This is a genomic window from Natronocalculus amylovorans, assembly GCF_023638035.1.
Lineage (GTDB): Archaea > Halobacteriota > Halobacteria > Halobacteriales > Haloferacaceae > Natronocalculus > Natronocalculus amylovorans.
In genome coordinates this window covers 25,581-38,111 of record NZ_JAKRVX010000003.1, presented here as the reverse complement: position 1 = coordinate 38,111, position 12,531 = coordinate 25,581, and the positions used below count along the sequence as shown (strand labels likewise).

Sequence of the window (12,531 nt, the reverse complement as noted above, 5' to 3'; positions counted from 1 at the left end):
CAGCTCACCTAAGAGAGTCAATGGAACGTGGGGCAATCGATTTAGCGACACTTGATGGGGCGTTTGATCTCCAATCAACTGTCGAAAGCGGTCAAAGCTATTTGTGGAACCGTCCTGACGGACAGATGTACGCCGAATCAGACGTCCATGGTGGTGATGCATGGTATGAGACCGTAGTCTCCCCAATACCTGGTGTCAGTGATGAGGCGGTCCCAATTCGAATTCGGCAACAAGATGAATCGCTTCAGTGGGAATCGACAGCTGATGCAGTGCCAATCCTCACGCACATCCTTCGGCTTGACGATGACCTAGCTGCAATTGAGGCAAAAACACCACCGGATGCCATGCTGGGCCGTGCATTCGATCGATACGCTGGTATGCGACTCGTTCGAGATCCTGCGTTTCCGAGCCTCATTTCGTTTATTTGCTCGGCACAGATGCGTGTCTCTCGAATCCATCAGATGCAACAATCACTCATGGAAACGTATGGCGAGCCGATCGAACTGGGTGACAACACATATTACAGCTATCCAACAGCAGAGACGCTCGCTGCGAGAACCGAAGATGAACTCCGCGATCTGAGTTTGGGATACAGAGCACCGTATGTACAGCGAACCGCTGAGATGGTTGCGACCGAGGAGAGTGATCCATACGACGCACAATCACTACCGTATGAGGAAGCACGTGAACTGCTGACACAGTTCGTTGGTGTTGGTGACAAAGTCTCAGACTGTGTACTGCTATTCTCACTTGGCTTTACAGAGCCAGTCCCGTTGGACACGTGGATTCAAACCGCAATTGCAGAGTACTACCCCGACTGTGAGAAATCAAACTATACGAACACCTCACGCGCCATTCGAGAACGGTTTGGTGGGGAGTTTGCGGGCTATGTTCAGACCTACGTTTTTCATCATCTCCGAAACGGCGGAGAGTAACGTTCTTTGAGAGTTGTAATCCAGGCGAAGTTTCATACTCCTTGGTGTGGTATGTATACTCACTATGGACTGCCGAGTCGTCGTTGAGGCCGCTGTTCCAGTGTACGACGTTGCAAGCACGGACGAGGCTGTCCGGATCGCAATCTCAAAGACGGGCGATATGCTCAATCCCGATCTCAACTATGTCGAGATTAATATGACAATGCGAACATCACCATCCGGAGATGAGATGGCGCCCGCGTTTATTGCGGCGGATGAGGCGCTTGTCGCACTGGAGCTAGAAATGACGGTGTACAATGTTGAACGAGAAGAGCACGCAAGTCGGATTGCGCGAAAAGAAATCGGGCAACGACTCCATAACATCCCGCTGAAAGTGCTGTCTGTGGAGATACTTCCAGATGAGGATTCCGCTGATGAAAAGGAAACAGATGAACAGGATGAAGATGTGTCGATCGGTAGCCCAAAAACGGACGAATCGTCGGAGTAGACACCACCGAGTATAGTATTTTCGAGGATCGATGTGTTAAATAGAGCACTCGCTCAGGATTGTAACATTCGTTAGGAGGTGTCGTCGTATGTTTAGTCTGCAGTTGGAGCGACAGTTTCAGGCTCGGCTTCTGCCTGTTGCATCGATCCAGTAATTCCCTCAGCGAGTTTAAAAACAGCGGCTTTGTGATCAGTTTTTGACTTGTGAATTGATGTCGGCTTTACACCAAGCGTCTCATACGCTTCAAGATCGAGATCTCCTTCCCAGTGTTGACACTGATTTCGTACTTCTGAAAGAAGACCGTGCAGATGGATGAGCTCCTGTTTTTTCATGTGCGATGAGTTCTAACGACCGAGGGGTTATAGTATTATCTTGATATGAGTTAACACACAACGTTGAATAGAGCGATCAAAATAGCCGTTATTGGCAGATATTGCTTGTCATGACATTTGATAGCATGGCTTATTAGTGTTAGTCCAATAGCAGTATTCAATAAGTCCGGTAGTACCTGCCTACTGGAACTGTTTAACGGCGCGAAGGTCTCGGTCGGTACGCATAAATTCCGAGAGTCGCCGTGTTGCGTGACATGCAGGGCAAGAGAAATTCTTTCGCACCTCTGGTAAGTCAGTTGGTGTTTCTTGCCATTCTTTACCACATTCTGGGCAGACTAATCGGACAAATGCTTCGACCATACGAAGCAGATGACGGGCGCTATCGAGTAAAAGTTTGCGTGTGTTTCACACGCATTATCTCTGTATCAGGCAAACAGATCGCCGTGATCGACCTCAAGAAGTTCCTTGTATCGGTTTCGAATCGTCACTTCAGAGATGTCAGCAACCTCACTCACTTGGCTCTGTGTGACTTTTTCGTTTGCAAGCAGGGCTGCAGCATACACTGACGCTGCTGCAAGGCCGACTGGTGATTTGCCACTCGTCGTACCTGCGTTTTTCGCACCTCGGAGCAGGCCACGCGCTTCTCGTTCGACCTCTTCGGAGAGACCAAGCCGAGAGACAAACCGTGGGACGTAGCTCTCTGGATCTGCTGGTTGGACCTCCAGCTTGAGTTCACGGACAACATAGCGGTATGTCCGCGTTAGTTCCATCTTATCAACACGTGAAACCGCGGTGAACTCATCGAGGCTCCGGGGGGTCCCTGCTTGACGGGCAGCTGCGTAGAGCGCAGCTGTCGCAACGCCTTCGATCGATCGGCCAGGGAGCAGATCGTCCGAGAGGGCACGGCGGTAGATCACTGATGCGGTTTCCCGAACGTTCTTTGGCAGTCCAAGCGCGGATGCCATGCGATCGATCTCACCGAGCGCTTGTTTGAGGTTGCGCTCTTTCGAATCACGGGTGCGGAAGCGCTCGTTCCAGGTACGGAGCCGTTGCATTTGCTGGCGCTGTCGTGAGGAGAGCGACTTTCCGTAGGCGTCTTTGTTCTGCCAGCCGATGTTGGTTGACAGCCCTTTGTCGTGCATCATCTTCGTTGTTGGTGCACCGACGCGGGATTTTGAATCGCGTTCTGCAGAGTCGAACGCACGCCACTCTGGCCCGCGATCGACCGCGCTATCTTCGACGACCAATCCACAATCGCTGCAGACGGTTTCGCCATGTTCTTCGTCAGTCAGGAGCCGACCACTGCATTCTGGGCAGGTAGTCGTCGATTCCTGTGCACGCTCGCGCTCCGATCGCGTCTCTGACTCGTCGGTTCGACTATAGGTTCGGATGTTGGTTTCACTTTCACTCATGATAGTTTCGTGGACGACCCGTGACAGATGTAGAAGAAGAGAAGCCGTTTATCGGGGAATGTCCTTACTACAAGTAATGTGTTCAGAGCATATAAATGCACCTATTCTAAAATGTCTCAAAAGACGCAGCCAGCGACGGATTAGGCGGTGTTACTACATACCGTGTTAGCATTGCTCACTGGTTGCACACAATATTAAATATATCGTCAAGAGAAACAGAGTTCAATATAAAAATATTTGGACACTTCAGTTATGTCGTGCTCGTAACTTCCCTAGGGAGCGCCACTATCACGATGACAACGACGATCGTTGTGCCGTTGACGCTTCTTCACTGCAGGAAGCCGTTGCCTATTCGTGGGTATCCGTGCTCGTTGTCGAACTGGCATGCGCTGTCGTATGGAGCACCCACCTTCAAAAATATGAAGCGGGATTTTTCCGCATTCCAACCTGAGTGAGACCCAAATTCAGCCCAAGAGCCAGCCACACCGATCGGGTTTGAAAAGCTACCGCGACGAAGTGGATACTGTGCGATGAGATGAACGATTAGGAAGGAGTACAGCATCGCCGAGGATCAGTCCCACGTGATCCAGACAAGGAACGTGAGCCCGATCGTCTCGAGCACGTGCAATGCCATCATCCCCCGCCATGCTATCGCAGGCACGTCGCTTGCAAACCACGCTGAAAGCGTTGGATCAACGACGTAGATGTAGAGACTGAGCGCGTTTTCTGCAAGCAAAAAGAGTGCAAATAGCAGGAGCCCAAGCGTGTGTTTTGATCGGAACTCAACGTAGTTCCGCCCCCAAATATAGAGCAGCGCACCTAACAGCACAATGTTAAGTCCTGCTGAGATACGCGCAATATCGAACCACACACTCATTATGTTGCCTCTACCTGTTGTGAGGATATAACGGCTTTCCCAAATTCATGCCGAATACCTCCCAGAAGTTCAGTCTGTGTTCTGTTCGTTATAGTAGTCATCTGTTTACTCTAGTTGCCCAATAATTGTCTCAACGGTGTCCCAATGCGTTCGGACACGATCGCTCGGAAGATACACTGCGCCATAATCGTTCCCACTGTTCTGTAGAATGCCGTTTTCTACGAGGACATCCAGATGATGTCTGATCGTTTTATAATCGAGTGACAGCGCCTCTGCAAGCTGGTTGGCGTTTCGCGGCCGCTCATTAAGCGCCCGAAGAATCCGCACGCGGTTCGCTCCGCCACGGGTTCCGGTCAACACATACCAGAGGACTGCCTCCATTGAATGATCTTTCAACAGTCAAGATAGTAATTCCATCGACACGGGAATTTGCGTGCAATAACCGCCTCACTGATGTCGGACATACACAACAACCTCTCGGTCCCACAATCCGGTTTGATACGTCGTTGCATCATACGCCTGCAGTTGGTCGTCAAGTTCCGATCGGTGTTCAGGTGCAGCGACCACAACAGATGGTGAGCCTGTAATATCAGCCGGTGTTGCGACGCTTTCAGTGGTGCCACCAAGCCGTTCGGTGTACCACACAATCGGGAGGCGTTCAGCAAATGCGGCGCGGTTTTCAGCACCCTGTATCGGCGGCTGTATTGGCTCCGTCTCCATAACAAACTGCTCGCCAACGTAGACCGTGGTTGGGGAGTCACCCTCGGAGGGGACAGCAGATGCGGCCGTAACAATTGCTTCAAGATCATCTGTTGGCTGTGCATACTGAGACAGATCATTCTCTGCAGTCTGCTCTCCGTAGACAGCATCTGCGATCGTTGCCCCGGCAACGACTCCACCTGAGACAAGAAGTAAAGCGGCAATCGCAACCGGAGCAGGGTTTTGCGTGTGTGCGCCATGGCTCCCATATCGGACAAGTGCTGCAAGTCCAATACCTGCTGGAATTGTAAGCGGGACGATGATATGAACAAGTACCCACGGGGCACTCACCTCACTCAGTGTTGGGAATAGCAAGAATCCAAACAGTGCCCACAGACCGGTGAGTGTGACAATCGATCGAGCACCATTCGAACTGAAGACACCGTATCGGTCGGCGACGAACCCGACAACTGCGAGCAATACAACTGGAAGTGAGACCGCAAGAAGTGTCCCTGCAGCATCAGTCATATACGGTAGAAACTCGTGACCATCGTGATTCGCAACTCGAACCGCACGAAAGAGTGAAATAGGTTCAATATAGGTCCCAGCAAGGAGCCGTTCGATTCCGTCTAGAGAGGTCCAGTCCGTTCCGCGTGGGGCAAACAGCAGGGTCCATGTGCCAAGGAACACAAAGAACGTACGTGCAAGCGGTGTCCCCCAATTTTGAGTCGTTGTTACACCAGCTCGAAGGTCTGAGAGGACGGTGCGTGCACGATTGCCGCGAACACGTCGGTGATCAAATGTCAATACCAACACGACTGCCAAACAGAGCAGATGGACAACCACAAATGCGGAGGCACTTAGCGCAGCCACGAGGGAAACGCTAGCTGCGTATAAATAACGATGGTCCGATCGGTCGATCGCCCGAACGACAAACCCAACGGTTGTAAGCATGAAGATCGCAGCCGGAAGGTCACCACGAAGAAAGCGCGAATAGTAGAGCAAGAGCGGTGTAAACGCAAGGACAAAAGCGATTGCGATCGTCTCATCCTCTCGGAGTCGATCTCGAAATAAGAGGGCACAAAACGGTGTAAGTGCGCCAACAATGGCAACTGAAAGCCGTGCAGTGGCGTCTGTGGTGCCGATAAGTGGAAGCAAAAACTCGTTGAGGTGATATAAGAGCGGTCCACCAGCAACCGGACGATACGAATACGCCCCGCTGTCAAGATATCTAAGCGTCCAATATCCAACGCGGGCTTCATCCCAATGGAACGGTCGTGTACCAAGCCCACCAAGGCGGAGCAACAGTCCAACCACTGCAATTACACAGATTGCTTGAACTGTCCGATCGAGACGGACACGGGGACGTCGCATATGTATCGAACAGTGAGAGCAAGGAATAGAACCTTTCTGGTTCACAACGGGCAGCAGACACCGGCTGTGACCGTGAAAGACATGTGTTGCCAGCTGAAAATGAAGCTATGAGTATCCTTTCGACCCTTCCAAACCGGGCCCTTACGGAGCGAGATGTTGCAGAACTCAACCGGACGGATGCGTTCTCTCTTGTAATCGCGACTGCTGAATCAGGTCCAACACTGGGACTGATTATTGCAACCGAGAGGTGGGTCAAAGGGCTGGCACTCACTGGAGATGGATGGGAAGTCGTCAAAACAGTCGATACAACTGACAAACAAACCCGGTTTGATGGCCTTAAGCGGTGTGAAGACGCGGTTGTGGCTGCGATTAAAAAAATGTAGCCCTAAGTGGCGATGCGATTTTGTATGCTGGTTGTGATTATCGGGTATGTACGATTCAATCCTGATCCCAACAGACGGAAGCCCCGCAGCAGATGCAGCGTGTGAGCATGGGCTCAACCTAGCCGAACGGTACGGCGCGACGGTACATGCGCTCTACGTTATTGATGGGTCGATGTATGCGTCGCTTGAAGCGGGAGCTGACGTTGTCCTTGATTCATTAAAAACAGAGGGAGAACGTGCGGTTGGTGCGATCGAAGATGCTGGGCGCGAACGAGGAGTAACTGTTACAACCGCAGTTTCCCACGGGGCACCACATGCACAGATCCTGGAGTATGCCGATGAGAGCGATGTCGATCTCATAGTAATGGGAACACATGGGAGGACAGGGCTCAATCGCTACCTCCTAGGAAGTGTTACCGAGCGTGTTGTACGGAGTTCGGACGTACCAGTGCTCACTGTTCGGCAGGAGGAATAGCTCCGATGAAGGGAAAGAGTGTAGTGACCGCCCACAAATCTCGACGCAATGCGTGACTGGCTGACGCACCGTGCGCGTGCAACCCCTGATGCAACTGCAATCGTCTCTGCAGACGATGACGAGACGTGGAGCTATGAGGCACTTGATAGAGCGGTTGAAGAAGCCGCGGGGCGGCTTTGTGCGCTTGGTATCCAACAGACCGATACAGTTGCACTCTTGCTGCCAACCACAGTCACTGCTGTAGGACTATTCCATGCAGGAATGCGGCTTGGATTAACGATTGTTCCTCTCAGCAATCGGCTCACACCACGGGAGCTTGCTGATCGGATAGAACGAAGCGATTCAGCATTGGTTGTCTGTAGCGCAGAAACAGAGCAGGTCGCTGTTGAAGCGGCGGGTGAGACACCGGTCGCAACGGTTGATGAGCCACAATGGGAAGGTGTCGCATCAATTCCAGAGACCGAACCAGCGGAGATCGAGCCATACGAGTGGGAGCGGTCTGATCCGCAACTGCTGTTATCAACCTCTGGAACAACGGGAAAACCAAAGCTTGTGACACTCACCATGGGGAATCTTCTCGCAAGTGCAGTTGCATCCGGATTCAAATTGGGTATCGACCCAGCTGACAGATGGCTTGTCACACTCTCGCTTGCTCATATGGGTGGAATTGCGCCGCTATTTCGGTCAACACTGTATGGCACAACCGTTGTTCTTCGATCGGAGTTTGAGGCAGGCAGAACTGCAGACGATATTGATCGCCATGGTGTGACGATTGTTTCGCTTGTACCAACAATGCTATTGTCGATGCTTGATAGTCGAGGGACGCTTTCGGACTCGCTTCGCGTTGTGCTTCTTGGTGGTGCACCTGCATCTACGGCACTTATTGATCGATGTCGAAACTACTCTGTTCCGGTGTTTCCAACCTATGGAATGACCGAGACCGCCTCGCAGATAGCCACTGCACGCCAGTCTGAGGCGTTTGAACGACCAGATACAGTCGGCCGACCGCTCCTGTGGACAGATGTGACGATTGTTGATTCTGATGATGAGCCGGTGTCACCGGGAGAGCAGGGTGAGATTATTGTGGGTGGCCCAACAGTGACACCGGGCTACTACCAAGATCAAGAGCGAACGTCGGAGGCATTCTGTGAGTATGGGCTCCGAACTGGCGATATTGGATATGAAGACGATGACGGCTATTTATATATACTCAACCGTGTTGACGATCGGATTAACACCGGCGGTGAAAACGTCGATCCAGGAGAGGTCGTTGAGGTACTACTTTCGCATCCAACAATCACTGATGCAGCGGTGGTCGGTATTCCTGATGAAACATGGAATGAACGGGTTGCTGCACTCGTCTGTCGAAGTGATGAGTCAGTCTCTGCGGACGACATCGATGCATTCTGTCGTGAACGGCTTGCCGGATTCAAACTCCCTCGGTTTTTGACCTTTACCGATGAAATTCCTCGAACGGTCTCAGGAACGATCGACCGAAGCACCGTTCGAGAACAGCTTCTTTCATTTGCAAAATCGATCCGTGAGGCACACCAGATTCCCGATGCAGAAAGTGACGATGTACTCGTTCCTGATGAGCTTGTTTCAGACGACATTGCCACAGCAGAAGAGACTAAAAATAGCGAGGCCCACACACCAGAATCCCAAACAGAAGAGACGACAACGGAACCGACAGAACCACAGAGCAACGAGAGCGATACTGACGAGTCCGTACAAGAATAAACAATCAATCTGTTTATTGTGATTCCATGGTTGTTTTTACCATAGCACCCACAGAGTAGCTATGGAACTACTCGATGACAGTATCGTCCCAGAGCACGCACGGGACGTAAAACACGAGGCCCGTGAGTTTGCAACCGAGCACATTGCACCGAACGCACAGCAGTATTTTGACAGTGGTGAGTATCCATGGGAAATTCTTGAAGCAGGAATGGATGCCGAACTCATCGCCCAAGATATCAGCGAAGAGTATGGTGGTCGAGGGCTTGATCTTGCACAGATCCTTGCGATCGCAGAGGAGTTTTATCGTGCAGACGCAGGCATTGCACTGACGCTTCAGCTTGCAAGCTTTGGCTGTGAGCTCGTTGAAAAATACGGCAGTGAGGAACAGAAAGAAAACTACCTCCGCCCGGTTGCGGAAAACGATCAAATTTCAGGGCTTGCAGTGTCGGAGCCGGAGACCGGATCTGACCTTGCAGGAATGCAGACAACGGCCACGAAAGTTGATGGTGGCTATGAACTCAACGGAGAGAAATACTGGGTTGGCAATGCGGTCGAAGCAGACTGGCTCACCGTCTATGCAAAAACGGGTGACCTAGACGATCGATACAGCAACTACTCGCTCTTTATTGTCGAAACAGACACTGAGGGATACAACGCCGAACATATTCCGGAGAAGATGGGGATGCGAGCTTCAAAACAGGGGCACATCGTTCTTGAGGACTGTTTTGTTCCGGAAGAAAACGTCGTTGGGACTGCTGGTGGTGGGTTTTACATGCTTGCGGATTTCTTCAATCATGGACGTGTGATTGTTGGTGGACATGGTCTTGGACTTGCTGCGGCCGCGATCGAAGAGGCGGAAGCGTTTGTTCATGACCGTGATGCGTTTGGTCGGACAATCAACGAGTTCCAAGCAGTCCAGCACTCAATCGCGGATATGCATCTTGAGTTTGAATCAGCACGGGCGCTCAACTGGCGTGCGTGCGAGAAGGTCGCAAATCATGACAACGCGGGCTACTGGGCTGCACTTGCGAAAACCAAATCAACGGAGGTCGCAACCGAGTGTGCAGAGCGAGGAATGCAGCTACACGGTGGCCGATCGATCCTTACCGAGCGCCGAATTGCACGAGTCTACCGTGATGTGCGGATTCCAGTGATATACGAAGGCGCAAACGAAGTGCAGCGAAACCTCATCTATCGGCAGAGTCGCTGAGCCATAGGCCTTTATTTCCCACTAGCGTAGGTTTGGTGTGTTTTCGCTGTCTGCAGATCAACGACGCTGGCTTTTCGAACGGGCAGAGCATGGTGCACCACGTGAGGTGTGTGGGGTTCTCGGTGGGTATTGGTCTGGGAACGATGCAACTGTCACGACACTCATTTCAGTCTCGAATACGGCAGCCGAGCCGCGAATTCGATATGAACTTGAACCCCAAGCACAATTGCGTGCGATCGAGTCGATAGAGGAACAACGCGAGCTGATTGGGTTCTACCACTCACATCCATGTGGTCCAGCAGAGCCGAGTGAAACTGATAAAAGGTTGGCAACATGGCCCGATGTGGTTTACGTTATTGTGTCACTCGAACCGACACAGACAGTAACTGCGTGGGACTGGGATGGGCACGAATTCTCAAAAAGAAATGTGTCGATTATTTAACTGCCTCAACATTCTGCTTCAGTCGGATAATTAGTGAAATAAGGAAAGAAGCACCCATCACGGTGAGGATGTTGACTGCACTGTCAATGGTTGTGTCGGGAAGTCCCACTACGGCACCGCTTTCGACAGCGAATCCAATGCCGATACACAAGAGGACTGCAATTGTGTACGTTAGTACAGAGTCAATAACGGTTCCGCTTGAGAGCGTTTCATTGCGCATACTGTGTGCGAACGAAACACCATACAGTGTGAATCCAAGGCTCGCAAAGAGTTGGATGGTTTGGCTAACTCTGGTGAGACCGATGAGAATGGCGATGCTGAATTCAATGACCACAATCACCATGAATATGGTTTCAAGACGTCGTGCACGAGTAAGTGAGATCCACCCATCAGACTCACTGCTGCGATATGGCGCTTGATAGTACAGCTCTCGCATCGAGAGGGCAAGGAAGATAATGAAAAACAGTCCAAACAGTCCACGGACAGCCACAAGTGTTGCGCCACCAATACCGATCGTGACAATTATTGAAAACACACCAAATAATCCACCCACGGCTGTCGCAAGCGAGAGATATCGCCACAACAGAGTACTGAACGTTGAGTGACGTGCACTGCCTGCAGCGTAGTAAGATGCCCCAAAACACGAGACCGTAAGTAGGACGGATGCAACAAACCGTGTGAGACCGCCTGTTCCAGGAGTGACAACCGCTTGCTCCATCATTGACCACCAGCCGTTCGGATAATGTTGCGGAGGTCACGGTTGAATGCCTGTACGGTCTCATATCGCTCAACCTTCGATGTTGCCATGGATTTCTGAATAATTGGTCCGATCGCATCTGGAATCGATCGGTTGTATCGGGTGACTGGCTCCGGCTCCGATTCAAGTACCGCTCGGAGAACCGCATCCGTCTCACCAACGTATGGCGGCCGCCCAGTAAGCGCCTGATATGCGATCACCCCAAGATGATAGATATCGGTCGCTGCATCAATGGATCCGAATCGGTTAGGTTGAATCTGTTCCGGTGCTGCATGTCCCGGTATCTGACTGAGTGGTGCACGTGTTTTATCATCAAACAGCCGTCCAACCCCCCAATTGGTGACTTTTGGATAATCCCACGGATCGCCGTGTTGATCGCCAAATAGCTCGACGAATTCGATCGTCTCCGGTGTTAATCCCCCATGTGTTGCCCCGTAATTGTGCGCATACTGTATGACATCACTAATCTGCTCAATAATCCAAAGCGCCTCACTAACTGGAATTGCTCCCGGTCGATCGGCGAGGGATTCACCGCCAGTATATTCATGCGCAACCCACGAGGTTGGGAATTCACCCCATCCAACGACGGTTGGAACCGCAGGGTGCTCGCTGAGCCTCTCCCACAAGTGCATCTCCGAGTCAAATCCTGATGAGCTTCCAAACGAGACGCTATGATGGAACTGTTTGAGAATTGCAGGGTAGACGTTTCCATAGGCTTGATAGCTGACTTTACGGAGCGTGAGCCATGGTTTTTCAGCGAGTGTCTCAATCTCGGTGAACTCTTCAAAAGAGATCGGACGCGTTTCAGGCGTCGGTGGAGCAGCTGTTGGTGGATATTCCCCGGAGGATGGTGATCGGGGAGATTGCTGCTGAAGCGATGCATCGGATGTCTCTTCATCGGTGTTCGCGGCTGTGTCAGTCTCTTGTGGAGCAATCGGACCGTTGTAACGACGCCCACCAATAACAGTAGCATCACCGCTTGGCTCCCACTCTTTGTATCCGTGGATGATGCGCGGGGCGATCTCGTTGACACGATCGGGGTCGATATCTGCAATGTCAAGTATCCGTTTTGCCATCTGTGGCCTGTGTTCTGCAATGTATGAGACTGTGCGGAGTGCGTCAGCTTCAGCGACCTCACTCTCAACTGCTCGTGCTAATCGTCGGGTGTTCGAATCAACAATCAAGGGATCATGCTCAACTGCGAGTCCAATTCCCCAAGATGCGCTGAGTCGTGCCTGTGGGTCTTCACTCTCCAACAGTGAGATCATGTGTCGGAGTTGGCGCTGGCCAAGCTCCGCTGGATAGTCCATAACATCCGAGAGCAGGCGTTCAGCAATCTGGGCATCAGGACTCAGATTCATCTCTATTCATGAATGTCTCATAGACAACACAAATACTGTTCGGCTTT

General features: G+C 51.6%; 15 protein-coding genes. 7 read left to right on the top strand and 8 right to left on the bottom strand.

What is annotated here, in order from left to right:
• Positions 1-20: 20 nt before the first annotated feature.
• Positions 21-935 carry a DNA-3-methyladenine glycosylase family protein gene (locus AArcSt2_RS08255; RefSeq protein WP_250583854.1) on the top strand — a complete coding sequence of 305 codons (915 nt, stop codon included), beginning with the start codon at positions 21-23 and terminating at the stop codon, positions 933-935.
• Between the two features lie 64 nt (positions 936-999).
• Complete coding sequence (locus AArcSt2_RS08250; RefSeq protein WP_174653916.1) at positions 1,000-1,422, top strand: DUF555 domain-containing protein; 423 nt, start codon at positions 1,000-1,002, stop codon at positions 1,420-1,422.
• 92 nt (positions 1,423-1,514) lie between these two features.
• On the opposite strand, the gene AArcSt2_RS08245 is transcribed toward AArcSt2_RS08250, so the two are convergent.
• The 6 genes from AArcSt2_RS08245 to AArcSt2_RS08220 all read right to left on the bottom strand — a co-directional run bounded on the left by AArcSt2_RS08245 (position 1,515) and on the right by AArcSt2_RS08220 (position 6,116).
• Entirely contained in the window at positions 1,515-1,754 is a 240-nt protein-coding gene (locus AArcSt2_RS08245) for a UPF0058 family protein (RefSeq protein WP_174653917.1), read from the bottom strand.
• Between the two features lie 180 nt (positions 1,755-1,934).
• Positions 1,935-2,114, bottom strand: a complete 180-nt coding sequence (locus tag AArcSt2_RS08240) for a DUF7836 family putative zinc-binding protein (protein ID WP_174653918.1) — start codon at positions 2,112-2,114, stop codon at positions 1,935-1,937.
• 65 nt (positions 2,115-2,179) lie between these two features.
• Positions 2,180-3,166, bottom strand: coding sequence for a transcription initiation factor IIB (locus AArcSt2_RS08235; protein WP_174653919.1), 987 nt, complete (start codon positions 3,164-3,166; stop codon positions 2,180-2,182).
• A gap of 571 nt (positions 3,167-3,737) precedes the next feature.
• Positions 3,738-4,043 carry a DUF8036 family membrane protein gene (locus AArcSt2_RS08230; protein ID WP_250583852.1) on the bottom strand — a complete coding sequence of 102 codons (306 nt, stop codon included), beginning with the start codon at positions 4,041-4,043 and terminating at the stop codon, positions 3,738-3,740.
• A 105-nt stretch (positions 4,044-4,148) separates the two neighbouring features.
• Positions 4,149-4,424 (bottom strand): ArsR/SmtB family transcription factor, encoded by a 276-nt coding sequence (locus AArcSt2_RS08225; protein WP_174653921.1) that lies wholly within the window; start codon positions 4,422-4,424, stop codon positions 4,149-4,151.
• 66 nt (positions 4,425-4,490) lie between these two features.
• Complete coding sequence (locus AArcSt2_RS08220) at positions 4,491-6,116, bottom strand: flippase activity-associated protein Agl23 (protein WP_250583850.1); 1,626 nt, start codon at positions 6,114-6,116, stop codon at positions 4,491-4,493.
• A 107-nt stretch (positions 6,117-6,223) separates the two neighbouring features.
• Here AArcSt2_RS08220 and AArcSt2_RS08215 point away from each other — a divergent pair, with 107 nt between their 5' ends.
• The 5 genes from AArcSt2_RS08215 to AArcSt2_RS08195 all read left to right on the top strand — a co-directional run bounded on the left by AArcSt2_RS08215 (position 6,224) and on the right by AArcSt2_RS08195 (position 10,366).
• Positions 6,224-6,499, top strand: a complete 276-nt coding sequence (locus tag AArcSt2_RS08215) for a DUF7964 domain-containing protein (RefSeq protein WP_174653923.1) — start codon at positions 6,224-6,226, stop codon at positions 6,497-6,499.
• Positions 6,500-6,545: 46 nt separating this feature from the next.
• Positions 6,546-6,974, top strand: a complete 429-nt coding sequence (locus AArcSt2_RS08210) for a universal stress protein (RefSeq protein WP_174653924.1) — start codon at positions 6,546-6,548, stop codon at positions 6,972-6,974.
• Between the two features lie 48 nt (positions 6,975-7,022).
• The gene (menE, locus tag AArcSt2_RS08205; protein ID WP_250583848.1) at positions 7,023-8,714 is read left to right on the top strand and encodes an o-succinylbenzoate--CoA ligase; all 1,692 of its coding nucleotides are present in this window, start codon (positions 7,023-7,025) and stop codon (positions 8,712-8,714) included.
• A gap of 61 nt (positions 8,715-8,775) precedes the next feature.
• Positions 8,776-9,924, top strand: coding sequence for an acyl-CoA dehydrogenase family protein (locus tag AArcSt2_RS08200; RefSeq protein WP_174653926.1), 1,149 nt, complete (start codon positions 8,776-8,778; stop codon positions 9,922-9,924).
• Positions 9,925-9,961: 37 nt separating this feature from the next.
• Positions 9,962-10,366 carry a desampylase gene (locus AArcSt2_RS08195; RefSeq protein WP_250583846.1) on the top strand — a complete coding sequence of 135 codons (405 nt, stop codon included), beginning with the start codon at positions 9,962-9,964 and terminating at the stop codon, positions 10,364-10,366.
• Here AArcSt2_RS08195 and AArcSt2_RS08190 read toward each other — a convergent pair.
• Positions 10,359-11,087, bottom strand: a complete 729-nt coding sequence (locus AArcSt2_RS08190) for a hypothetical protein (RefSeq protein ID WP_250583844.1) — start codon at positions 11,085-11,087, stop codon at positions 10,359-10,361. The two genes, AArcSt2_RS08195 and AArcSt2_RS08190, sit on opposite strands and share 8 nt — an antisense overlap.
• Positions 11,084-12,484: a serine/threonine protein kinase gene (locus AArcSt2_RS08185; RefSeq protein WP_250583842.1), complete on the bottom strand. Its 1,401-nt coding sequence runs from the start codon at positions 12,482-12,484 to the stop codon at positions 11,084-11,086. The genes AArcSt2_RS08190 and AArcSt2_RS08185 overlap by 4 nt, the downstream gene beginning before the upstream one ends.
• Between the last annotated feature and the right edge of the window lie 47 nt (positions 12,485-12,531).

Coding starts and splice junctions, on each gene's coding strand:
- AArcSt2_RS08255 (WP_250583854.1), top strand. CDS start 21: ATGGAACGTGGGGCAATCGATTTAGCGACACTTGATGGGGCGTTTGAT.
- AArcSt2_RS08250 (WP_174653916.1), top strand. CDS start 1,000: ATGGACTGCCGAGTCGTCGTTGAGGCCGCTGTTCCAGTGTACGACGTT.
- AArcSt2_RS08245 (WP_174653917.1), bottom strand. CDS start 1,754: ATGAAAAAACAGGAGCTCATCCATCTGCACGGTCTTCTTTCAGAAGTA.
- AArcSt2_RS08240 (WP_174653918.1), bottom strand. CDS start 2,114: ATGGTCGAAGCATTTGTCCGATTAGTCTGCCCAGAATGTGGTAAAGAA.
- AArcSt2_RS08235 (WP_174653919.1), bottom strand. CDS start 3,166: ATGAGTGAAAGTGAAACCAACATCCGAACCTATAGTCGAACCGACGAG.
- AArcSt2_RS08230 (WP_250583852.1), bottom strand. CDS start 4,043: ATGAGTGTGTGGTTCGATATTGCGCGTATCTCAGCAGGACTTAACATT.
- AArcSt2_RS08225 (WP_174653921.1), bottom strand. CDS start 4,424: ATGGAGGCAGTCCTCTGGTATGTGTTGACCGGAACCCGTGGCGGAGCG.
- AArcSt2_RS08220 (WP_250583850.1), bottom strand. CDS start 6,116: ATGCGACGTCCCCGTGTCCGTCTCGATCGGACAGTTCAAGCAATCTGT.
- AArcSt2_RS08215 (WP_174653923.1), top strand. CDS start 6,224: ATGAGTATCCTTTCGACCCTTCCAAACCGGGCCCTTACGGAGCGAGAT.
- AArcSt2_RS08210 (WP_174653924.1), top strand. CDS start 6,546: ATGTACGATTCAATCCTGATCCCAACAGACGGAAGCCCCGCAGCAGAT.
- menE (WP_250583848.1), top strand. CDS start 7,023: ATGCGTGACTGGCTGACGCACCGTGCGCGTGCAACCCCTGATGCAACT.
- AArcSt2_RS08200 (WP_174653926.1), top strand. CDS start 8,776: ATGGAACTACTCGATGACAGTATCGTCCCAGAGCACGCACGGGACGTA.
- AArcSt2_RS08190 (WP_250583844.1), bottom strand. CDS start 11,087: ATGATGGAGCAAGCGGTTGTCACTCCTGGAACAGGCGGTCTCACACGG.
- AArcSt2_RS08185 (WP_250583842.1), bottom strand. CDS start 12,484: ATGAATCTGAGTCCTGATGCCCAGATTGCTGAACGCCTGCTCTCGGAT.